At 45.5% G+C, this 23,080-nt stretch carries 15 protein-coding genes; 10 read left to right on the plus strand and 5 right to left on the minus strand.

Annotated features, from left to right (window positions below; all coding sequences use genetic code 11):
* Positions 1 to 110 precede the first annotated feature (110 nt).
* Positions 111 to 1,094, plus strand: coding sequence for a glycoside hydrolase family 43 protein (locus AC58QG_RS28775; protein WP_497365499.1), 984 nt, complete (start codon positions 111 to 113; stop codon positions 1,092 to 1,094).
* Between the two features lie 89 nt (positions 1,095 to 1,183).
* Here AC58QG_RS28775 and AC58QG_RS28780 read toward each other — a convergent pair whose 3' ends face one another.
* A complete protein-coding gene (locus AC58QG_RS28780) occupies positions 1,184 to 1,792 on the minus strand; it encodes a hypothetical protein (RefSeq protein ID WP_497365500.1) in 609 nt (202 codons plus the stop codon).
* 191 nt (positions 1,793 to 1,983) lie between these two features.
* Here AC58QG_RS28780 and AC58QG_RS28785 point away from each other — a divergent pair, with 191 nt between their 5' ends.
* Positions 1,984 to 3,045, plus strand: a complete 1,062-nt coding sequence (locus AC58QG_RS28785) for a glycoside hydrolase family 88/105 protein (RefSeq protein WP_497365501.1) — start codon at positions 1,984 to 1,986, stop codon at positions 3,043 to 3,045.
* Entirely contained in the window at positions 3,038 to 4,720 is a 1,683-nt protein-coding gene (locus AC58QG_RS28790; RefSeq protein WP_497365502.1) for a DUF8769 domain-containing protein, read from the plus strand. Before AC58QG_RS28785 ends, AC58QG_RS28790 begins: the two co-directional genes overlap by 8 nt.
* Positions 4,721 to 4,812: 92 nt before the next feature.
* Here the strand turns inward: AC58QG_RS28790 and AC58QG_RS28795 are convergent, their stop codons facing one another.
* Positions 4,813 to 7,038: a helix-turn-helix domain-containing protein gene (locus tag AC58QG_RS28795; protein ID WP_497365503.1), complete on the minus strand. Its 2,226-nt coding sequence runs from the start codon at positions 7,036 to 7,038 to the stop codon at positions 4,813 to 4,815.
* A gap of 266 nt (positions 7,039 to 7,304) precedes the next feature.
* On the opposite strand from AC58QG_RS28795, the gene AC58QG_RS28800 reads away from it, so the two are divergent.
* From AC58QG_RS28800 to AC58QG_RS28820, 5 genes are all read left to right on the plus strand, one after another.
* The gene (locus tag AC58QG_RS28800; protein WP_497365552.1) at positions 7,305 to 8,240 is read left to right on the plus strand and encodes an ABC transporter permease; all 936 of its coding nucleotides are present in this window, start codon (positions 7,305 to 7,307) and stop codon (positions 8,238 to 8,240) included.
* Positions 8,241 to 8,279: 39 nt separating this feature from the next.
* Positions 8,280 to 9,164 (plus strand): carbohydrate ABC transporter permease, encoded by an 885-nt coding sequence (locus AC58QG_RS28805; RefSeq protein WP_497365504.1) that lies wholly within the window; start codon positions 8,280 to 8,282, stop codon positions 9,162 to 9,164.
* Between the two features lie 63 nt (positions 9,165 to 9,227).
* The gene (locus AC58QG_RS28810) at positions 9,228 to 10,820 is read left to right on the plus strand and encodes an extracellular solute-binding protein (RefSeq protein ID WP_497365505.1); all 1,593 of its coding nucleotides are present in this window, start codon (positions 9,228 to 9,230) and stop codon (positions 10,818 to 10,820) included.
* An 82-nt stretch (positions 10,821 to 10,902) separates the two neighbouring features.
* Complete coding sequence (locus tag AC58QG_RS28815; RefSeq protein WP_497365506.1) at positions 10,903 to 12,162, plus strand: Gfo/Idh/MocA family protein; 1,260 nt, start codon at positions 10,903 to 10,905, stop codon at positions 12,160 to 12,162.
* A gap of 40 nt (positions 12,163 to 12,202) precedes the next feature.
* Positions 12,203 to 13,948 (plus strand): glycoside hydrolase family 35 protein, encoded by a 1,746-nt coding sequence (locus AC58QG_RS28820; protein ID WP_497365507.1) that lies wholly within the window; start codon positions 12,203 to 12,205, stop codon positions 13,946 to 13,948.
* Between the two features lie 32 nt (positions 13,949 to 13,980).
* Here AC58QG_RS28820 and AC58QG_RS28825 read toward each other — a convergent pair whose 3' ends face one another.
* Entirely contained in the window at positions 13,981 to 14,919 is a 939-nt protein-coding gene (locus tag AC58QG_RS28825; RefSeq protein ID WP_497365508.1) for a helix-turn-helix domain-containing protein, read from the minus strand.
* 604 nt (positions 14,920 to 15,523) lie between these two features.
* On the opposite strand from AC58QG_RS28825, the gene AC58QG_RS28830 reads away from it, so the two are divergent.
* Positions 15,524 to 16,291, plus strand: coding sequence for an alpha/beta fold hydrolase (locus AC58QG_RS28830; RefSeq protein WP_497365509.1), 768 nt, complete (start codon positions 15,524 to 15,526; stop codon positions 16,289 to 16,291).
* 55 nt (positions 16,292 to 16,346) lie between these two features.
* On the opposite strand, the gene corA is transcribed toward AC58QG_RS28830, so the two are convergent.
* Complete coding sequence (gene corA / locus AC58QG_RS28835) at positions 16,347 to 17,297, minus strand: magnesium/cobalt transporter CorA (protein ID WP_497365510.1); 951 nt, start codon at positions 17,295 to 17,297, stop codon at positions 16,347 to 16,349.
* A 72-nt stretch (positions 17,298 to 17,369) separates the two neighbouring features.
* Here corA and AC58QG_RS28840 point away from each other — a divergent pair, with 72 nt between their 5' ends.
* Entirely contained in the window at positions 17,370 to 18,134 is a 765-nt protein-coding gene (locus AC58QG_RS28840) for a hydroxypyruvate isomerase family protein (RefSeq protein WP_497365511.1), read from the plus strand.
* Positions 18,135 to 18,408: 274 nt separating this feature from the next.
* Here AC58QG_RS28840 and AC58QG_RS28845 read toward each other — a convergent pair whose 3' ends face one another.
* Positions 18,409 to 22,923 carry an endo-1,4-beta-xylanase gene (locus tag AC58QG_RS28845; RefSeq protein ID WP_497365512.1) on the minus strand — a complete coding sequence of 1,505 codons (4,515 nt, stop codon included), beginning with the start codon at positions 22,921 to 22,923 and terminating at the stop codon, positions 18,409 to 18,411.
* Between the last annotated feature and the right edge of the window lie 157 nt (positions 22,924 to 23,080).

Below are 23,080 nucleotides of genomic sequence, written 5' to 3' on the forward strand. Positions count from 1 at the left end.
TTTCATTCTCTTTTTTATTCTACTTGCTTGTAAGATAGCAGCATTGCTATAATCAAGTTAGTAAGTTCAATGAATAAACTAATTAACACGATCAAAAGGAGATTATGGATATGAATACACCTGTAACGCCTAAACAGCCGTTAGTTACACACATTTTTACCGCCGATCCTTCCGCTCATGTATTTAATGGTAAGATTTACATTTATCCTTCTCACGATCTAGATCATGATGAACCATCTAATGATAATGGAGACCAATATAAAATGGAGGACTATCATGTCCTTTCCATGGATGATTTTAATTCTCCTTGTGTCGACCACGGTGAAGCGCTTCATTTGAAAAATATTCCATGGGCCAAGCAGCAATTATGGGCTCCGGATGCCGCATTTAAGAACAATACCTACTACCTCTTTTTCCCGGCAAGAGATCATGATCAAATTTTTCGCATCGGGGTTGCCACAAGCTCTTCTCCGGCCGGACCTTTCACACCGCAAGAAAATTATATTCCGGGCAGTTTCAGTATTGACCCCGCTGTGTTCGTGGATGAAGATGACAAAGCTTATATGTATTTCGGCGGTCTGTGGGGAGGCCAGTTAGAGAAATGGCAGACGGGTACGTTTATTGCGGATGCGGCCGGTCCAGCTGGATCCGAGCCTGCATTGGGACCGCAAGTGGCGGAACTGTCCGAGGATATGCTGACGTTCAAAGAAGCGCCTCGAGAAATTTCGATTGTCGATGAAGAGGGCAATCCGATTGTTGCTGGAGACGAGGATAGAAGATATTTTGAAGGGCCATGGATGCATAAATACAATGACTACTACTACCTTTCCTACTCTACCGGTTCGACGCACTACTTAGTATATGCAATGAGTAAGAGTCCGACGGGGCCGTTTGTTTTCAAAGGCACGATTCTTAAGCCTGTTATTGGTTGGACTACCCATCATTCCATCGTACAATTTGAGGATAAATGGTACTTATTTTACCATGACTGCTCCTTGTCCGATGGCGTTGATCACAAGCGCTGCGTGAAATACACCGAGCTCAACTACAATGAAGACGGTACGATTCAAACGATTGATCCCTATAAAGATTAACTAGCTAATCTGCGGCCAACATAGAAAAACCCCCAATTCGATTTCACGTCGAATTGGGGGTTTCTTTATTGTTTGCATCGAGAACCTAACTAATCAAATTGAACTTCCTGATCCAAAATGATTTCTTTGGGCGGAGCTTCCATCGGACTGGCATACGGAATTAAGGCGAAATGCACGTCATCCATATTTTCAGGTAAGCACGGGCTGACGAGGTAAGTGATTTGCGTTCGCCCGCCACCGCCATGAGAGCCATATCTACGAACACTGTAAGGATGATTACTACTAACATCTAATAATAATTGAGGCCGAACGTGACCTATGTTCATGTCAGGTTCGATAAGTTTGATTTCAACGTAAACAATGCTGCAGTTTTGGTGTTGCATGGCATGTGTCAAAGCATATTCATAGCCTTCGACGACGGATTTCTTCATAATTGGCAAAACATGCACCAAATCGCCAAGTTCAGACGGTATGACAGGGTAGTTCGTTTCATTTAAACTGTTAAGTAACCAGTTGATTTGTGGAATCTCAATACCGAATCGAGTTGACCATTCTTGAAGGACTTCCTTCTGTGGGTAAAATCGTCGGCCTTTTGCTAGAGATTTGCGTTCCGTTAACAACTGAAGAAGGGATTCATCAATTATTTTCATTTCATCATTGTATTCATTTGGTATCATCTGTAGTTCTGACCAAGCCATCGTCACGCACCTCCATCTTCCAATTGTATCCATTTAGTATAACGGTTAATTAGGGGCTGGGAAAGTTCTATGAAAACCCCATCTATTCTTCTGGACGATTCCCCATGTTTTTGAGACGGAAGCCCAAGCAACTCACGTGCGAATGATGCTACTCTTTAGGTAGTCTTTTTATAAAAGGAGCTGCTAAAACAATGGATTTGGCATATGCAAATAACGCAATTAAGGTATGGCAAGAAATGATAAAAGATCATTCCGGCGAATGGGGAATGGACATTCATCACTGGGACTGGGTGCCAGGTGTGGGTGTCATTGCGATGCTGGAGTACTACGAGGCGACTCGTAATCCTGAAGTATTGGCCTATTTGCAGGAATGGGTGAAGCAAAATAGTGAAAAAGCCAAAGGCACGAAGGTGATCAATTCGATCGCGCCGTATGCGATTTTCCCAGCTTTATACCGTGTCACGGATGACGCTTGGTTCCGAGATGAAGCGGTTCGCGTAGCAGAGTGGCTGATTAATGAAACGCCACGAACCCGAGAAGATGCCTTCGAGCATACGGTGACGGAAAATGTGGCATTCGCGGAACAGGTGTGGGCGGATACGATATTTATGGCGGTGCTGTTCCTGGCGCGCACAGCTTCGTTAGTCGGCAGTAAGCAATATGCGGAAGAAGCGCTTAAGCAGGTGTTGATTCACCTTCGATTGCTTCAGGATGATGCGACCAATGTACTTTTCCATGGCTGGAATTGCGGTTCTGGCGATCATATGTCAGCGGCGCGCTGGACGAGAGCGAATGCCTGGATTGCCGCAGGTATTCCGATGATCGTGGAGGAGATTGAGGGACTGGTCGATATGCCTGCGGAACTGAAAGAACGATATGGACGCCTGATGTCAGGACTGCTTGCGTATCAGCAGGAGGACGGACTTTGGAGCACGGTCATGGATCAACCTCATTTTTATCGGGAAGTGTCAGGAAGTGCGGGAATTGCCTATGGTCTACTGAAGGGGATGAAGTTAGGGTTAATTCCTCAGCAAGAAGAGACTGCCGCATCGGCGGAGCGCGTATTTGTATCCATTTTGCCCTACATTACGGAGGAAGGCATTGTGAATGGGGTATCCGGCGGTACGCCAGTCATGCCAACAATTCAAGCATACCAAGACGATATTCCAACGTACCCAACGCTTTACGGACAAGGTCTAGTACTCATGCTGTTGGCGAAAGTGCTGCAAATGGAGAAGATTGAACATGCATAGAGATGAACTATTAAAAGCGATTCAAGCTAATGAGAAGCAGTATGACGCTGATGTCAAATTAATTCGAACACCGCTCACGGCGACGTATCATACGGCACTGAAGCCGCAGACGCACCCTTTTGTATATGCGTTGTATCCTTCCACATGTTATGCGTATGATTTGCTCCGCTACGGAGGTCAGGCAAACATCCAACGAGCGGCTGATATCCTTGAAGTTGTGATTGAGCGGCAGGACAAGGATTCATCACGAGCCTCATATGGCATTTGGCCATACTTTTATGAAGAATCATTGGATGAGATGGATCGTCCTGACTGGAACATGGCGGATTTTCATGGGAAGAAATTGGTTCTTATCTTGAAAAATTACGCAGCATCTCTTCCTGAGGCATTAGTCGAACAAATCAGTGAAGCGATATACCACGCCTGCCAAGCGATCATCCTTCGGAATGTGGGACCGCATTATACGAACATTGCGATCATGGGAGCCTTTGTTACGCTGGTTGGCGGCGAGCTGTTGGGTGATAGTGAGATTCAAAGCTATGGAGAACAACGGCTGAAACGATTCTATGCTTTTACCTCAGGGATCGGCACTTTCTCCGAGTATAACAGTCCATGTTATTCGCCAATTGCGATTGAAGAGCTGGACAGCATTTATCAGGAGTCGGTTACCCCAGAGGCTGTAACTCTTGCTGAGCAGTTATTAGACATTGCTTGGGAGATGATTGCGAAGCACTACCACCCAGCTACCGGGGAGTGGGGCGGCCCATACAGTCGGACCTATTCGACGTTGATGACAGAACGAGAGAAGCATTTCCTGGGAAATGCGCTCAACAAGGAATCGAGTGGGATACAATGTCCTGAGAAGTATCATGCCTATTTCAGCTCAAATGAGGAGCGGTATTTCATTGAGCCAACGATGATGGCAGCCGAAGCGGGCTTTCAGAACTATGCGACAACGTATCAAAATGAGAAACTTTCGCTAGGGAGCTACACGATCGGAAGTATGTGGAATCAGCGCCGAAACTTGCTAGGCTTCGTGGACGCTGGCGGAAAGAAAGTGTTCGCACAGCTGCAATTTCTAAAAGATGGGAAAGACTTCTGCTCTGCCATTTTTACGGGCGTGCAGTCACGGAATCAAGTGCTGTTCAGCTTTAATTTGGCGACGGATAATGGGGCGTGGCATCAGGAGTTGGATCTGATCAACGGCAGGTTCCAAGCGAAGGATCTGCGCATTCGACTGCTGCTCGGCGGTGAACTTGAACAGCTCGAGCTGCCTACTTCCGTAGAAGGGAAAAGCCTGACGACGATGCTCGGAGATACACAGCTGCGTTTAGAAGCTGTCTTTGAGGAGTCGGACTATGGGTCACTTGAGGTTGCAGCGGTGCGCGATGAAGATGAGCTTCATTTGGATTATGTCATCTATGCTGGCGAGGAGAGGGCATTTGATTTCCATGCGATCCAGAAAGCCGTTTGGATATTCGCATTATCCCTTGGTGAATCGGGGCAGCTGCCGGCGGTGGATGTTAGGCATGAGGCCAATTCTGTGACAGCTACAATAGGCACGCAGGAGGAGCAGATGTCGATTACGGTTCCGAAAGCACCGGGTAAGACTGGTGATTTCTACCGGAATAATCGGGTACAGCTGCCGCAAAATTTACTTGAGCGCGTGCTGTAAGCGTGAATATGGAGTTACGAAAGAGGTGCAGGGATCTTATCCTGCACCTTTTTTGCCGTTCCTAATGTCATCGGGAAAATGGGACTTTTCCATTATAGCAATCGTCGATACTCACTAGGCGTAACGCCGGAGAATTTCTTGAATGTGCGGTTAAACGAGCTTAGTGATTGAAATCCGGTCGCTGTTGCGATGTCTTGGATTTTCATCTCCGAGTTCTGCAGCAAATTCATCGCTTGTTTAATGCGGAACTCGTTGATATAGTCGACGAAATTCATGCCTGTCTTATCTTTAAAATACGAAGACAAGTACCCGCCTGTGATGTTCAACTTGCCTGCGACCAGTTCGAGTGAAATATCCTCGGCATAATGCTCCTCTGTATAGGTGACGACGAAGCTAACGATCTGATCACGCTCCTCTTTCTTCAACCGGACAAGCCGCGCCGCCTCTTTGACCAATGTTTCGAAATAATGCTCCAGTTGCTCTACCGTATGAATCGAGGAAATTAAGTCCGCTAGCCCGTACAAGGCTTCATTATCGCTCATATGAAGCATTCGTATCACTTTATCGGTAGTTTCCTCCGCATAACGATGGAAGCGTGCCGTCCCAACACCATTTTTCCTCATTTGCGCTAATATGCGGTGAAGCGACTGCATCGCTAGCACATCGTTCCCTTCCTGCAAATGAACATTAAATTCATGCTCCAACGCTGCTGTCGGCAAGAAATACTTCTCTTGAACTTGACCTGCTTCTAAGACACAGGTTTCATCGTCAAACGGCCGCAGTTTGATCAACTGAACCACTTCCTCGTAAGCGGAGGTCATTTGCGATGTGTGATCGTGCCGTGAGCTAACGGCTATCGTAAAGAAACAATACTGGCTATCCGCTGCCAGCTCATCTTTGACTTTGTCCAACACAGCCGTTAAGCGTGTGTCGTCTTCATCCAAATAAACGAGAGATAGTATTTGGTCCGACTCAATCTGGATGGTCTGCGACCTCTTCATCTCTTCGCCAATCGCCCGACTGACATACTCGTGAATAAAAGAGGTTGCGCGCTCTTCTTCGCCGAGAAGCTCCTCTCTAAACCGCGCTTTAAATGCCAATTGAAAAAGTACGAATCGAAACGGCCTTTCGTCTGGTTCGACCCCCTCCAGCGTTTCATGATGCCCGACGCGGATACGTTTGAGACGGCTAACAAGTGTATAAGAATGCAGGAGACTCTTTTTTTCTTCGAGATCGCTTAATGCCTTCTGATTCACCCGAAGCATTCTTCCGATGTTTTCATTAATAAATTCGAACTCATTAGTCCCTCTCTGATCCGAATCCTTCTTTTCATTTAAGTGGCGAATGGACTCGACGATTTTTTTTACGGGGTTATTGAATCGCCTGCTCAAAAATATGGATACCAAGACACTGATCGCTATAGACACGACGAGCAACACTAGTAATGTAACGTTGAGACGAACAATTCGCGCTGAAATACTGGCGTCAGGCACGATGTTTATATACGTAAGACCACTTAACTCCCCTTTTTTATAAAAATAATAACTGCCTCCGCTTTTGGCCCATCCCTTTCCAGACTTTAAAGCAGGAAGTTCGCGTTTATCCGTTTGATCGGACGAGAATAGGGGTACGCCTTGCGGGCTTAAAATATAAAAATTGTCGTTGATGGACTGATGGTAGGCTTTGTACAACTTTTGGACATCAATAAAAGCGAGCATGATGAATTCGGGATACAGCTTACTTTTGACCACATACGGAATGACTAAGCCAGTTTGTGAAATGGGAATGGTCTGGGCACTAGTGAAGGTAGCGGTTGGGTACAGTTTGGTACTGAACGGCTCTGAAAACTCTTTTTTCCAAAATTCGTAGGTATACTTCGGGTTCGTATAGTGCTCGGAGAACATAACATCCAAGCGGCTTCCCCGTACTTGCTCCAGAACTAGTGAATGCTTGACATCATAAACAAATAAATTATTCAGAAATAATTGTTGATTGTTCACCGTTCTTCGCACATCATCCATGATTTGTCCGGCTGCTACATAATCAATATCTGAGCCTTTGAGACTCAGTAAATGATCATCCAGATACATGCTGACAATGACATTGTTCAACAATTGAAAATACTGTTCGAAACTTTGCGCCGTATGCGTTAGATTAGCATCGTTGTAGGTAATAATTTCATCATGAATGCTTTTTCGGAACAGAATAAGCGAGACGACATTAAACGAAACAAACAGCACTATGATTGACAAAAAGCTGAGCAATAACTTCGTCAAAATGGAACGGGTATTGAGTTTTAACTGCAGTATGCTTCTCATCAATTGCCTTGTCCACCTCCAAGTTTCTGCAAGAAAACTCATTTGGTAAGTATCTACGATATCGGGGTAGTATCATTTTCGAAAACTGTGCATTTTTACGAAAACCTGCAAATTTGCGTCAATTCCTAATAATTACAGATATTCAAGAAGCAGTTCCCATTATAACATGGCAATATCAACACAAATCAAGACTATCTTATCCATTGCTTAGTAAAGGGGGGATTTCCAACTTGGACATCAACACGGCGGAAAAGGGTTTTCGCACTATGGCGGACACGGCCCGCAATACGAACAAAAAGCGCTCAATTTCGGCTAGGTTATGGAAGGAACGCTATTTATATCTGCTGGTCTTACCAGGCCTCCTATATTTCATTATCTATAGGTACATCCCGATGGCAGGCAACATTATTGCGTTTCAAGACTTCAGTCCGTTTCAAGGATTTCTGCACAGTGATTGGGTTGGATTCAAACACTTTAAGAAAATTTTCGAAGACCAAGAAGTCATTCGTGTTGTTTGGAATACCTTGTACTTATCCTTTTTGCAAATAGCCTTCGCTTTCCCGGTTTCGATCATTTTGGCCATGATGTTAAATGAAGTACGTAACGAAATGTTCAAACGAATCATCCAGTCCATCGTTTATTTGCCGCATTTCTTATCGTGGGTTGTCGTCGTTGGGATCGTGACTGTTTTTCTTAAGTCCGAGGGAATTGTTAATAAGCTGTTGCACGCACTGTTCGGCATGGAAGCGACAGCGTTCTTGACCTCATCAGGCTGGTTTATGCCGCTCATTGTGCTTGAAGTCATTTGGAAAGAATCCGGCTGGGGAACGATCATTTTTCTCGCCTCTTTAGCAGGCGTCAATCCGAGCCTGTATGAAGCAGCCGTTGTAGACGGTGCGAGCAAATGGCGCCAAATTTGGCACATTACGTTGCCCTCGATTCGCGGCACAATCATCATCCTGCTTATACTTCGTCTAGGAAGCGTACTTGATGTGGGGTTTGAGCAAATTTTCCTCATGTTGAATTCCTTAACGATGGAAAGAGGCAACGTAATCGATACTTTTGTCTATTTCAAAGGCATTGAGAAATCCGATTTCAGCTTTGCAACAGCCGTAGGATTGTTCAAATCTTTGATAGGCTTGGTTTTGATAGTCGGGGCCAACAAGCTGGCGAAACGTTTTGGTGAAGAGGGTGTATATTGATAAATCGCTTGGTTTGTATAGCTTGCAGGAGGTGTAGAATTGGCCAAGCTCAGATCGTTATCTGAAAAAACGGGAAATGCTTTAAATATCACGATACTCACCATGGTTGGAATTGTTATGCTGTTTCCGTTTTACTATATGCTAATGATTTCATTAACTTCATACGCGGAATATGTAACGAAGGAATTCGTGCTTTTTCCAACGCAATTTGTATCTGATGCCTATCAATATATTTTTAACTCGAAAGTGTTTATGCGCTCGCTAGGCGTTACCGCTTATATTACTATAGTAGGTACATTGTTCAGTTTGCTGCTCACCTCCATGATGGCTTATGCACTTACACGTGGTATTCTGGGGCAACGATTTTATATGTTCCTTGTGCTGTTTACGTTCGTATTCGGAGCAGGGATTATCCCCACTTATATGGTGGTCAAAGCGACACACCTGCTCGATAGTTACTGGGCGCTAATCATTCCTGGTGCGATAAATTCCTTCAATCTGATCGTATTACGTCAGTTTTTTGTAGGCATCCCGCAAGAGCTGACTGAGGCTGCCGTCATAGATGGAGCCAATGATCTGCATATTTTTTCGCGAATTGTTCTGCCGCTTTCTAAGCCTGCCTTGGCGGCTTTCGGTTTGTTCTATGCTGTAACCAATTGGAACATGTATTTCACCGCGCTTATCTATATCAGTGATCCAAGTAAATGGACCGTACAAGTCATTCTGAGGCAAATTGTGATCCTAAGCCAAAAGCTCGATTCCCTTTCGGATGGCCAACAAGCGGCTTTGGCGCAAAACGCGCCGCCACCTGAGACAATCGGCATGGCTGCAATTTTAATCGCGACGATCCCGATCTTACTGATCTATCCGTTTCTGCAAAAGCATTTTGCGAAAGGGGTGATGTTGGGTTCGGTCAAGGGGTGAGAAACGGCTTATCTTTACATGCTAAGTTAGATTTATAGGTTAACAAATAGGGAGGGTTCGACATTGAAAAAAAATCTCGTTTGCATACTGCTTTCGGTTACGTTAGTCGGCGGTATAACAGGCTGTTCAACCAAATCGGAGGAAAGCCCAAAAGAAAGCCCGAGTGCAGGGGCTACGGCGGCAGCAGACAAGGCTAAAAAGCTCACCATCAATTGGTTTGACGGTACATGGGAAGAGCCGGTTCCTGGGCCAGACAGCGAAGCCGTTAAACAAATAAATGAGAAATTCAACATAGACTTTAAGTCACAATACGTACCTTTCGACACCTATGATGAAAAGCTTGCGGTTAAGATGGCCTCCGGCGATCTTCCTGACGTTATTGGTATGGAAGTAGTTGACGCCAACTACTTGAAGTGGGCGCAACAAGGTGCGTTCCTGCCACTGGACGAGTTCTTGCAGCAATATGAATCTACCAAAACCGTTCCAAGCTTTATCTGGGATGCATTCAAAGTAAATGGTAAGGTGTATGGCATTCCGACCTACTTCTCACCAAAAGGCGGCAAGAAGCCGATCATCCGTAAAGACTGGCTTGACAAGCTCGGTCTGAAGATGCCAACGAATTATGAGGAACTCAAACAGGTGGCTATCGCTTTCACGAAGAACGATCCTGACGGTAACAGCAAAGCGGATACCATTGGACTTGGACTTGCAAAAGAAATCTACTATGACCCATCTTTCGGCTCTTATTACTCTAATTCCACTTGGTATCATAAAGATGATAGCGGTCAGTACATTCCCGGGATTATAGCAAAAGGGAATAAAGAAAAAATCGAGTTTTTGGCGGATCTGCAAAAACAGGATGCTCTCAACAAAGACTGGGCTGTCACGGCGTATAAGGATGTTTTCAAAGCGTTTAACGCTGGTAAAGTCGGCATATGGTACGAGCAACCAGGAACCAGCAGCGCTAACGGTGTTATGTTGGAAACGATCTTACAAAATGATCCCAAAGCAGAAGTCGTCCCGATTCCTCCTTTCAAGGCACCGGACGGATCACAAGGACTCACACTGGGCGCAGGCTATTATCGGATGTACATGATTTCCGCAAAACTGAAAAACGAGCCAGAGAAAGTGAAACGCATACTCGAAATGATTGACTACTTCCATAAATCCATACCGGATAATCAGAAAAATCCTCAAAATAAAGATTTCGATTGGTTGTCCGGCGGCGAAGGTAAAGGATACAAAATGGTCAATAACATTGCGCAACCGATCACGGAGAACCGCTCTAATGTTGCTCCAAGCGCTTATATCACGAACGGTGGCTGGGTGAAGGACGACGAGGACTTGTTCACATTTGCCAAAATCGCCAAGGTACCGCAATATGGCAAGTTCCAACAATCGATGGCTGACATGCTGCATACAATGAAGTTCTATATTAACCCAACGAGCCGTATCATCTCTCCAATTCTCATGGAGAAAAACGCAGCACTGGCAAAATACATTACAGACGAAACGACCAAGATGATTTTCGGCCAAAGACCTCTCACTGACTGGGATAAAATGGTCACAGAGTACATGGCAAAGGGCGGTAAAGAAATGATCACGGAAGTAAATAAGGCTATTCAAGCAGGCAAGATCCAAGGCGAATGGAAATAATGTAAGCTAAGAGGCTGTTCCTAGCATCATCGCAGGATGATTATGCGGACGGCCTCTTGGGACTTAAATGGGGGAACCTGACATGCAAACATTAACAGCTGTTTTAATCGGAGCAGGAGCTCGCGGTGCACGAAGCTATGCGCCATATGCGTTGGATTATCCGCATGAACTGAAATTTGTTGCTGTCGTCGAACCGGACGATTATAGAAGAGAACAATTTGCTGCAGAGCATCAAATTCCAGATGATTATCGCTTCTTGTCATGGAACGAATTGTACGCTAAGCCGAAGCTTGCAGATATTATGGTCATCTGTACACAAGATAAAATGCATTTTGAACCGACCATTAACGCGCTAAATCAGGGGTATCATGTTCTGTTGGAAAAGCCTATGTCTCCTGACCCAAAAGAATGTTTAGCGATGGAAGCGGCAGCCAAGGCGAACGAGCGCCTGCTAACGATTTGCCATGTGCTGCGCTATACGACCTTTTGGTCGACAATCAAACGATTAATTGATGAAGGTCGCATTGGCGAAGTCGTTTCCATCCAGTTGAATGAGAACGTCGCTTATTGGCATATCGCTCACAGCTTCGTACGTGGCAATTGGAACAACTCCGACACGTCCAGCCCGATGATTCTGTCCAAATCGTGTCATGATATGGACGTTCTTTCATGGCTTATGGACCAGCCCTGTGTCCGCGTAAGCTCTTTCGGTTCCTTGATGCATTTTCATTCAGGAAATGCGCCTGTTGGATCAACTGATCGTTGTATCGAGGGATGTGCGGTAGAATCAACATGCCCGTATTCAGCCACAAGATTTTATTTGGGAGATGGAAAAAACTGGGCGAGACATTTTGCGCCAGATTTATCGAAGGAAGCCATCGTCGAAGGACTTAAAACTTCACCTTACGGACGTTGTGTATATAGGTGTGATAACAATGTCGTTGATCATCAAGTTGTTAATATGGAATTTGAGAATGGTGCTACAGCGACTTTTAGCATGAGTGGATTTACGATGAAGCAGGAGCGGATCATTCAAATCATGGGAACGAAGGGTCAAATAAACGGACATGATGACAAAATTACGATGTACGATTTTGTAACCCAAGAAGTGAATGAGATTAAGGTTCATGTACCAAACAGCGGTCATGGCGGCGGCGATACGGGGATTGTACAGAGCTTCCTGCGCGATGTTCGCAATTACGATGGCGGAGAAGGTCTCGCATCTGCTTCCGCTTCTGTACGCAGTCATTTGATGGCTTTTGCCGCCGAAGAGTCGAGATTGAACAAAGGAAAATCGATTAATATTAATGATTTTGCCAAAACGTTTACTGAGCAAGGATGAATGGTGAATAGACCAAAAAATAATAAATGGGGCGTATACGATGACAAAGCTGGAAATAGGGGACAAGCAATTTAAGATGGACGGCCGTCCATTCCGCATTGTTGCTGGTGCGATTCATTATTTTCGGGTTGTGCCTGAATATTGGCGGGATCGGTTGCAGAAGCTGAAGGCCTGCGGTTTCAACACAGTGGAAACTTACGTAGCATGGAATATGCATGAACCGAAGGAGGGCGAATTCCACTTTGAAGGGATGGCCGACCTAGAACGCTTTATAGTAACAGCACAGGAGCTCGGATTATATGTTATCGTTCGGCCGAGTCCTTATATATGTGCGGAGTGGGAGTTTGGAGGTCTGCCTGCATGGCTTCTTCGTTACGACAACATCCGGCTTCGCTGCGCTGATCCAGCATTCCTCCAAAAAGTGGATGCTTACTACGATGTGCTTATTCCGAAGTTGACGCCGCTGCTTAGTACGAATGGCGGACCCATTATCGCTATACAAATTGAAAATGAGTACGGCAGCTATGGCAATGATAAGGTTTATTTAGAACATTTACGGCAAAGGCTTTTACACCACGGTGTCAACGTTCCATTGTTCACTTCCGATGGCCCCACCGACTATATGCTGCAAGGCGGCACGTTGCCGGGTGTGCTAGCGACGGTTAATTTCGGTTCAAAGCCGGAAGAAATGTTCGCCAAGTTTAGAGAATACCGACCGACAGAACCGCTCATGTGTATGGAATATTGGAATGGCTGGTTCGATCATTGGATGAAGCCGCATCATACTCGGAATGCAGAGGATGTGGCGGATGTGTTGGATCGAATGCTTAGCTTAGATGCATCGGTGAACTTTTACATGTTCCATGGAGGCACTAACTTTGGGTTCTACAATGGAGCTAATTACGGGGATGTCTACGAGCCAACGACGACAAGCTATGACTACGACGCTCCTATTAGTGAGTGCGGCGATCTAACTCCGAAATTCCATGCCGTTAGACGGATATTAGCACAACATATGGATATAGGAGAATGTGTCTTACCGGAGCCAATTGCGAAAAAGCAGTATGGCGTTGTCAACATGACACAGAAAGCTGATTTATTCCAACAGTTGTCGCAACTTTCAACTTCAATTTCAAGCGTATATCCGCTGACGATGGAGCAGATGGGACAGGATTATGGATTCATTCTGTACTCGACAACGGTCTCGGGTCCTCGCCTAAACATGAAACTACATCTGCAAGATGTGCACGACCGTGCCATTGTTTTCTTAAATGGCTCGTATCTCGGCACCGTGGAACGATGGGCTCCCCAGTCACTGGAGCTGGATATTCCAGCCGGTAACGTCAAGCTGGATATTCTCGTCGAGAATATGGGTCGCATTAACTACGGTTCCAAGCTGAAGGATTCTAAAGGAATAACGGAGGGTGTACGGTTGAACGGTCAATTTTTGTTCGATTGGACGATTTCCCCTTTGCCACTTGATCAGTTGTCAGACTTACAATACTTACCTTTTAAAGATGTTGCTAATGAAGGACCTGCGTTTTACAAAGGTTCTATCGAGATCGACGAAATAGCGGACACATTCATTCAGCTCGACGGCTGGAAGAAAGGCGTTGTTTGGGTAAATGGTTTCAATTTGGGTCGATACTGGGAGCGTGGACCGCAAAAGACACTGTATCTCCCTGGCCCTTTACTGCGCAAAGGCATTAATGAGATTATCGTATTTGAATTGCACGGTACGGACAGTCCAGAGATTATGCTGGTAGATGCTCCGGACCTAGGGTAACGAATGAAAAGGACCAAGTGAGGTAGTGACTGCTACCTTTCTCGGTCCTTTTTGTTTTTTCTTTTAAAAGCCTCAAGTCGATACTGCTTCGGCGTCAAGCCGATTTCCTTTTTGAACACGTGGAAGAAATGCGACATATCGCCAAAACCGACTGCGGATGACACATCCGTGACCGCTAAATCCGACTCCATGAGCAATCGTTTTGCTTTATTGAGGCGGTACTCGATGAGGAATTGCTTAATGGTCGTACCGGTGGTTTCTTTGAACAACGTAAAGAGCTGTGAGCGAGAAACAGGAAACCGAGCTACAAGATCTTCAATCTGTAAAGGCTCATGATGATGCCCAATCAAGTAAGAAAGCACATTACCAACAAGGTGCTGGTCATCTGTATGTTTCACAGCATTCTCACCCTGCAAACCAAATACGATAAGGAAAAAGTCCGCAATGCTTCTCAGCACAGCCAGCTCATAGCCCATCTTTTGCTCAACTAGTGCCTGTGTCAGTTCAGCGAATATCGTCTGGATACGGTCTAACTGCTGAGTGCTCAGGAAATAATGGCTGGAATCCGGATGATGCTCGGAGAGCTCTCTTGGAATGGATAAATCCGACAGCTGGCAAATGGCGTGAAGTTGATCCAAATAAGACTCGTCTATGGATAAGACATAGCGATGGAATTCTGCGCTCTGTCCATGGTACGGCCGATGAATGACATTGGGATGAATGATCGTTAAGCTTCCTGCATGCAGCGGATACAAGCAATCGCCAACGAGATAGGTGCCAGTGCCTTGCAGGACGAGATAGATTTCGTATCCATTATGAGAGTGAAGCAGCTGCTGGTCGAGCGGAATCGTCCGAAATTCACTATGCACAGGATAGGCAGCCAGGAAATGATTCGTATAATCATCGATGGCATAGCTAATCGGTTGTTCTTCCGTTATTTGCTCACGCTCTAACTCCTGTTGCTCCTTCATATCACGCATTTCCCCTTTTCATATGCTCTACATCCAAGTTGTCGCTCATATCGCCTTATCCTTTGCCTTTAACTATACGGGAATTCTTCATCTCATCACAATACCGAACCTCCATATAAAGCGTTTTCATCCTTCAGAAGCACATATTTTAATCATTGCCAAACTCATGCAATATTAGGGGCATAGGAAGTGAGCAAAAGTCGCTGCAGTCGTCCAGACGATTTGGAAGCGATGGACTTTTTGTTGCGCTAGCGCGGGAACCGCGCGGATCTGCTGCGGAGGATACGACTGTTAGGAAAAATAGATGGAAAAAAGGTAGTTATTTTCTTGAAAATCTGAGCTTGAGAGGGATTAACTGTATTTCTTACAGCTAATTTCATGAATATCCGCCAGAGGTGAGCATATCTAGGAATTTAGCTGTAGAATTTCCAGTTAATTTTGATTTATTGCAGCAATGGGGGAAATTAACTGGCATTTTTCCAGTTAATTACAATCAAGCTTGTGGAGTAAACTCCTCTAACTAAACTTCATCTTTACACGATAATGTCATCGTTTACAATTATGATTATAAGAACTAACGTAAGTAGATTGGAGTGATTTCAACATGGAACCGATGCAGGAGAAGGTAGTCAGAAAAGTGTCAGATTACAACGGATTTGAGCGCCACGATTATCAGTTCGAGGGCAGAGATGTCATTCTAGTAAAGCCTCTCGTCGAAGCTGAAGGCAGGCCCTGGGCGTGGCGAATGGAGTTTTTTGATGCTTTTGCATACGTGGATTTGGAGCTGTTGAAGCGGGGCTGGCACATCGTCTATCATCGTGTAAGCCACAAGTACGGTGCTCCGGAGGCGCTCCGCATGTTGAATGCGTTCCAGCAGGAGTTGGGGAAAGAGGAGGGGCTTACAGCCCTTCCAGTCCTTATTGGGCTTAGTCGCGGCGGCGTTTATGCGCTCAATTATGCAGCCGTTTATTCAGAGCAGGTGGCGCTTCTCTATTTGGACGCACCTGTGATTGATCTGAATTCATGGCCTGGAGGCAAAGGCGTTGGCATCGGTTCTACTGAGTTATGGGCGCAGTGTCTGAGTGTGTATGGGGTTTCGGAGGAAGCATCGGGATCGTATTTTGCAGCCTTGTACAAGGAGAATATGCGGATAGTTGCAGAGGCTCGGATTCCAGTCATGTTGGTCGCGGGCGATGTGGATGTCGTTGTTCCCTATGAGGAAAATGGCAATGTACTTGCTGAATTTCTCCAGAGTACGGACATGGAGTACCCGATTGAGGTTATCGTCAAAGAGGGCGTAGGGCATCATCCGCATAGTCTTGAGAATCCTGCACCGATCATTAGCTTTATTGAAACAAATTATAAGCCTTAACGGTTATTTAAGTCCTCCTTAGGATGGAGGGCTCATTTTGTATTCGCTGCACGGTTTATTTAAACCAACCTTTCTTCTGGAACCAGGCAAACATGCCTAAGCCAATGCCGATCATGATCACAAGCACAGCAAAGTATCCCCATTGCCATTCAAGCTCGGGCATATAGGTGAAGTTCATCCCGTAGAGTCCAGCGATAAACGTCAATGGCATGAAAATCGTCGTAATCACCGTCAACGTTTTCATAATCGTATTCATCCGGTTCGAGTTAAGTGAGATATAACTGTCACGAATGTCAGCGGTAATTTCGCGATTCGAGTCAATCATTTCAGAAAGCTTAAGTAGATGATCATGAATATCCGTGAAAAAGACGAGATGCTCGCGCACCTGCTCAATCCGATCCGTACTGATAATCCTATACAGAAGGTCACGCATAGGGACGATGGTACGGCGTAATTTCAACAGCTGGGAACGAATTTCAAAAACCTGATTCATCAAAGCATCAATAGCCTCGGCATTCATATTGTTTTCGATATCATCGAGTGCGTCTTCAATTTGATAGACACTTGGGAAATATTGATCGACGAGATTATCGAGAACTAAATACGCAGCATAGATCTGGCCCTGATTTCTCAGACTTTCTTGCTGGGACACCCGGGTCCAAGCATCTTCGATTTCTCTGGATTCATGCAAGTGGAACGTAACAATATAGTTGCTCCCAAGGAACATATCGACTTCTTCCGCATCCAGCGTCTTCGCATTAATGGCATGCATGACAAAGAAATGAACATTTTGATAATGATCGATTTTCGGTCGTTGCATGAAATGAAAGCAGTCCTCGATGGCGAGGGGATGAAAGTGAAAATGATCCTTCAGCTTTGAGGCTTCTTTTTCATCCGGATTATAGAAATCAACCCAGTACCAACGAATCGTTGGGGCTGATAATTCTTCAAGAGGGAGATCATGGATTACATCAAAATCGGTAGTGACGGCAAGCGTTCGTATCATATAGGGACTCCTAGCATATCATTTTTTCATAGGCATTTGCTTCATTTTACCATACAATGAGGAAAGATCAGAATGGAAAGAGGGATTGGGATGAAGCTCTCCGTTTGTTTGGATGCGCTCTATAAAGGGCGTGATTTTAGGGAAAGTGTGAAGGAACTGAAGGAGATCGGTTACGATACGATTGAGTTCTGGTCCTGGTGGCAAAAGGATGTGGACGCCGTTGCGGATGCTGTGGCTGAAGCGGGAGTTTCGATTGCGACATTTTGCACGAAATTCGTAAGTTTAGTTGATCCATCTCTGCGTAGTACCTATATCGAAGGACTTTCGGAATCAATCGCCGTTGCGAAGCGCCTGAATTGCACCCAACTGATTTCGCAAGTAGGACAAGAGCTTGAAGGCGTGTCGAGAGAGGCTCAGACGCAATCGTTGATTGATGGGCTTCGGGCGTGTGTTCCACTTTTAGAAAAAGAGGGAGTAACACTGCTGATTGAGCCGCTAAATACGCGTGTTAATCATCAAGGGTACTTCTTGGCTTCGTCGGAAGAAGCTTTTCATATCATAAAGCATGTAGGAAGCCCTTATGTGAAGGTCTTGTTCGATATCTACCATCAACAAATCACTGAAGGAAATGTGATCGCCAACATTCGTGAGAATCTAGCGTTGATCGGCCATTTCCATGCGGCAGGCAATCCTGGTAGACATGAGCTCGACAATGGTGAGTTGAACTATGAACAGATCTTCCAAGCCATTGATGATGCTGGTTTTACAGGGCATATGGGACTTGAATATTTTCCGGTGGATGAGCCGCAGGTTGGTCTTCGAAAACTGTTGAAGTGACAAAGAACGTGGCGATTGTTGCACGTATCAAACATTTGTAACACAATTGGAACATTCCCGTTACAGTTCTCTAACATAGAAAGGGTATTATAATAAACAAGACCCCCTTTTTTAATATAAACTTTGGATCTGGCCCCGTTGGCCAGGTCCCTTTTTTTGTTTGGATCCTTAAAAAGAGAAGACCTAAGTTCAGTTCCGACAAGGGAGATCGCCTTGACAGAACCGAACCTAGGTTATGATAGATCATGAAGTTAACCGAATAAATAGACTATGATTACTGATTCCAAATACGGTACAGAATGACTGCTGCTTCAGCACGTGTGAGCTGATCATTCGGAGCAAGCTTATCGTTCTTGCCATTCACAATCCCAGATTTCACTAGAGCTGCAGCGCTGTCTTTCGCGTAGTTAGATATACTCGCCGCGTCAGGATAAGCATCTAAAGATCCGCCGGCTTGGACTTGCTTGCCAGCTGCCGCCATCGCGCGTGTCGTCAGCACCATCATATCTTGACGGGAGATATTGCTGTTCGGCTTAAACGTATTGTCTTCAAAACCAGTAGTGATGCCCAATGCCTTCGCGATAACTAGCTCATCATAATAGTAAGCGGTTTTTGGGACATCGCTGAACATCGCTTCATTTGTGCCTGATCTATGCAATTCAAGTGCTCTCACAAGAAGCGAGATGAAGTCCGCTCTCTGGATGGAAGCTTCAGGCGAGAAGCTTTTCTCAGCCGTACCATTGATGACAGCACGAGATGCCATTATGTCAATTGCTTGTTTAGCCCAAGGAACGTTCTGCAGGTCCCCAAAGGTCTTGAATACAGAGGCTACCGCATAGGTGCTGAAATGGGTCGTTTGGAAGACAACCGTTCCACTTGCCGCGTCATAGCGACCATTCGGAACCACTGTCGCCTTGCCTTGACCATCGATGTACCAAATGACGATATGATCTGTATCGCTAAGCTCTTCCGTTGTTGGTGTGTAAGGAATGGCTACTGTTACAGGTGCATTTGGGTTGTTCCATGCAATGACTTTGTCGCCTGCTGATACGGTCAGTTCGATAACTGGGCGGTTTCCGATTTGTTCACGGGTAGCTGCATCCATGTTGTCCGTTGAAACCTTAGCTACACGCAGGGACACTTGCTCCGCATTTTCTGTCACGCTGGACAGCATGTTGCTTGGAATTTGGATCGTTGCGTCTGCTGTTTTCAATGAAAGCTCGAAGGTTTCTTGACCTTTCAGGCTTTGTGTAGGCAATTGCACTTCATATGAAGTTGCATTCGCTTGCTTCGGCACTTCGATGACGATTTGTTTCTTGTCGTTTGCTGCAGGAGCGGCTTGTTCAAGCGCCTTTTTCAATGTGTCGCCTGAAATCGTAGCTACCGTGCGTCCATTATCCGTTTTCAATTCAGGTTTGATTGTACCACTACCGCTACCAGTGTCAGTGCCGGTGCCCGGATCAGTGCCGGTGCCTGGATCAGTGCCCGTGCCCGGATCAGTGCCGGTACCCGGATCAGTGCCGGTACCCGGATCAGTGCCAGTGCCCGGATCAGTGCCCGTGCCCGGATCAGTGCCCGTGCCCGGATCAGTGCCGGTGCCCGGATCAGTGCCGGTACCCGGATCAGTGCCGGTGCCCGGATCAGTGCTGGTGTTTTTGCTGGTTAGGTTAAGCACGCCGTAAACAGATGTGTCCTGAAAGCCAGTGCCTGTCGTATCGTTCCATGCGGCAACACTTTGACGAGCACCGCTTTTAGCATCATTGATTTGAACGTCGAAGCCAAGCTTCGTAGCGTCAGCTGGCGTTATTGTTTTCAACGGAATCTTCACTTCAACCGTGTAGTTGGTGCCAGAAATATGGGTTTTGGATTCAAAACCAGTTGCTTTACTTGCTGGATTGAATGATTGTTCGTTGTCAAAGTTGATTCTGTATTGTCCGTCATCTGCTTCATAAGACGATGTCTTTGCATTGTTTTCGTCCAAGAAGATTTCGACGGAGTCTTGTTCATAGGCATTTTGGCTGCTTTTATCAAGCTCAGCGTTGCTAACCTGGATCAGAACATACAGATTTTGATCATCCCAAAGTGCTTTAGCTACTCCGCTTGCCCCTTGCCAAGCTAGCTGATACCGGTTAATCGGCATTTCAGGGGTCTGGCTCCAAGCAACATCATCAGCTATCCCGTCGATGGTAGGCGTAGCAAATTTGGCGGTTGACTGATTAGCTTCTGCCACTGGCTCAGGTGGATGTGCGGCTAAGAATGCAGCTGGGTTAATTACGCCATAGTACGCGGGTTTGGCTTGCAGATCGCTATTAAACAATTGCGGATTCTGACTGGCTCTCCAGCTTGTAGCATCGTTCAGTCCCCAGAAGGTAACACGTTCGATACTAGATGCGTGAGCCTTAAAAATCTGGAGTATTTGCGCGTATAAAGAGCCCTGAGCAATTGCTTCTTTTTCGGACAGACGAGAGTTGCTACCTGCCGTAATATCTAGCTCGGATATGCTCACTTGTACGCCTAAAGAAATAAATTTCTCCAGGGACAGCTTAACATTGTCCGGATTCGTGTTTAGATTATAGTGCGCTTGCATGCCGACGCCGTCGATGAGAAGTTTGCCAGGGTGTGTCAGTGCATAGCTATTATTTATTTCTTTGACCATGCTGTAAATAGCCTGAGCTTTGTTCTGATTATCTTCGTTATAATCATTGTAATAAAGTTTGATATCCCATGTAGGATGGGCGTCCAGCACTTCTCTTGCCGCCAAGAATGCCTGCTCTACATAGTCATCTCCAATGGCAGCTTTCCATGGGGATTGGCGCAGTGCTCCATGCCAATTCGTCGGATTAGACGGGTTATCATTCATCGCCTCGTTGACGACATCCCACGAGATCACCTTGTTACCGTAATGCTCCATGACCGTTTTAATATGGTTCTTCAAGTTGGCAAGAGCCTCAACTCGTCCTAATGGGAGTGAATCAGTTGTCGTCGTCAACCACGTAGGTGTTTGTTGATGCCATACGAGCACGTGCCCATGCAACTTGAGTCCCGCAGCCTGAATTTTAGTAACAAGTGCATCTTCTATAGCAAAGTCAAATTCTTTATTTGCATTATACGTTTGATCAGGTTTCATGGCATTTTCTGCTGTAACAACATTGTTGTGCAGCTTGAGAAGCTGAAGTCTGACGCCATCCAGATCTGCGGACGATACTGCGTTGCCAATCAAGAAATCGTTCTGATAGGCATCTTTAATCGGAGTTAAATTGGTTTGCACGGCGATTGGTGCCGAACTCTCTACAAAGCTGATATCATCGATATAGAAAGAAGCATCTTTGCTGCTAGCGCTTTCAATATAGATGCTCAAAAACTCATCAGGTACCGTGTTATAACGGTAAGTTCCTTCGAATTTAACCCAGCCATCTTCAGTGCTAATTGTTTTTTTGTCAATGGTATTATAACTTGCGCTTGTATTACCAACCTGTGTGGACAGCTGGAGTTGCGAGCTTCCAGGGGAGATGAGCTTAACCCAAGCCGTGATTTTATATTCGTAGCCCTTATCAACATATTTCTCCACACGCAACGTTGGTCCATGCCAAGTTTCTGATCGGCCCTCTACCTTCAACGCGCTTGTACCGCCATCAGTATGGTTGGCTTCATTGGTGACAGTCAGTGTTTCCGTACCTTTTCTACCAGCAAATCCGCCTTTCGTTTGATCTTCAAAAGTAATGGTAGACAAATCCACAGCTGGGAGTCTAGGTGTCTCAACGACAACGACTGGAGCTGCTTTTTCGGTGATCAGGATATCGCCAATATAGAACGGCACAGATGCCCCGCTAGCGCTCGATTGAACACGTAGTCGGTTATCTTTGCTCGTATCTACGGTAAACTCTTTTGTCAGCGTGATAGCACTTCCAGCTACAAAGTTTGCACCTGCCAAGAAGCCATAGCTGCCTATCGTTTGAAGATAAGATTGTGCGCCGCTTGGCACAGTTACATTGGCGTCAACATAGACGGTTGCAGTCACCGTATAGGTTTTACCATTTACCAAACCGATGTCGCTGTAATTGAAATCCACGGCGTCATAATCGTTTGAACGGGTGCTTACATATAGCGCTGCTCCGTCAGTATTGCCTCCAAAAACCTTGCCGGTGACCGGAGTTAGGGTAGCACCTCCTGATTTATTTGCTTTTCCTTTACCGGTTGTAAAGTCTTCGTGAAAAACTTGACTTACGGTGTCTGTTGCTTTTTTAGCCGTGATTAGAATATCTCCAATATAGAACGGCACAGATGCCCCGCTAGCGCTGGATTGAACACGTAGACGGTTATCTTTACTCGTATCAACGGTAAACTCTTTCGTCAGGGTGATAGCGCTTCCAACAACAAAATTGGCACCTGCCAAGAAGCCATAACTGCCGATCGTTTGAAGATAAGCTTGTGCGCCGCTTGGCACAGTTTCATTGGCGTCAACATAGACAGTTGCAGTTACCGTATAGGTTTTACCATTTTCCAAACCGATGTCACTGTAATTGAAGTCTGCGGCATCATAATCGTGTGAACGGTTGCTCACGTATAGCGCTGCTCCGTCCGTATTGCCTTCAAAAACCTTGCCTGTGACCGGAGTTAGCGTAGCACTTCCTGATTGATTTGCTTTTCCTTTACCGATTGCAAAGTCTTCATGATAAATGGTCGTAGTCTCCGTAGTCGCAGCTTTCGTAACCGTAGTAAGCAAGCTTGATGGTATAACTAAAGCCGTTGCGAGTAAGATTATGGCGAATCTAACGAATTTTTGTCTCATATTTGGCATTCCCCCTTCTCCATAATCAGTAATCAGCGAATTAGTTAAGCGTTTACATTTTGTTGAAAAGATCTCCTTTCCAACGTAATTATAGCGTGATCAAAAACACGTTTAACTAAAAAAACTTTACATGATACTGTAATTATTAAATACAAAG

The sequence above is a fragment of the Paenibacillus sp. J22P169 genome (assembly GCF_059691995.1).

What these genes read in the sequence shown, in the direction of transcription:
- AC58QG_RS28775 (WP_497365499.1), top strand. Translation starts at nt 111, where the DNA reads ATGAATACACCTGTAACGCCTAAACAGCCGTTAGTTACACACATTTTT.
- AC58QG_RS28780 (WP_497365500.1), bottom strand. Translation starts at nt 1,792, where the DNA reads ATGGCTTGGTCAGAACTACAGATGATACCAAATGAATACAATGATGAA.
- AC58QG_RS28785 (WP_497365501.1), top strand. Translation starts at nt 1,984, where the DNA reads ATGGATTTGGCATATGCAAATAACGCAATTAAGGTATGGCAAGAAATG.
- AC58QG_RS28790 (WP_497365502.1), top strand. Translation starts at nt 3,038, where the DNA reads ATGCATAGAGATGAACTATTAAAAGCGATTCAAGCTAATGAGAAGCAG.
- AC58QG_RS28795 (WP_497365503.1), bottom strand. Translation starts at nt 7,038, where the DNA reads ATGAGAAGCATACTGCAGTTAAAACTCAATACCCGTTCCATTTTGACG.
- AC58QG_RS28800 (WP_497365552.1), top strand. Translation starts at nt 7,305, where the DNA reads ATGGCGGACACGGCCCGCAATACGAACAAAAAGCGCTCAATTTCGGCT.
- AC58QG_RS28815 (WP_497365506.1), top strand. Translation starts at nt 10,903, where the DNA reads ATGCAAACATTAACAGCTGTTTTAATCGGAGCAGGAGCTCGCGGTGCA.
- AC58QG_RS28820 (WP_497365507.1), top strand. Translation starts at nt 12,203, where the DNA reads ATGACAAAGCTGGAAATAGGGGACAAGCAATTTAAGATGGACGGCCGT.
- AC58QG_RS28825 (WP_497365508.1), bottom strand. Translation starts at nt 14,919, where the DNA reads ATGAAGGAGCAACAGGAGTTAGAGCGTGAGCAAATAACGGAAGAACAA.
- AC58QG_RS28830 (WP_497365509.1), top strand. Translation starts at nt 15,524, where the DNA reads ATGGAACCGATGCAGGAGAAGGTAGTCAGAAAAGTGTCAGATTACAAC.
- corA (WP_497365510.1), bottom strand. Translation starts at nt 17,297, where the DNA reads ATGATACGAACGCTTGCCGTCACTACCGATTTTGATGTAATCCATGAT.
- AC58QG_RS28840 (WP_497365511.1), top strand. Translation starts at nt 17,370, where the DNA reads ATGGAAAGAGGGATTGGGATGAAGCTCTCCGTTTGTTTGGATGCGCTC.
- AC58QG_RS28845 (WP_497365512.1), bottom strand. Translation starts at nt 22,923, where the DNA reads ATGAGACAAAAATTCGTTAGATTCGCCATAATCTTACTCGCAACGGCT.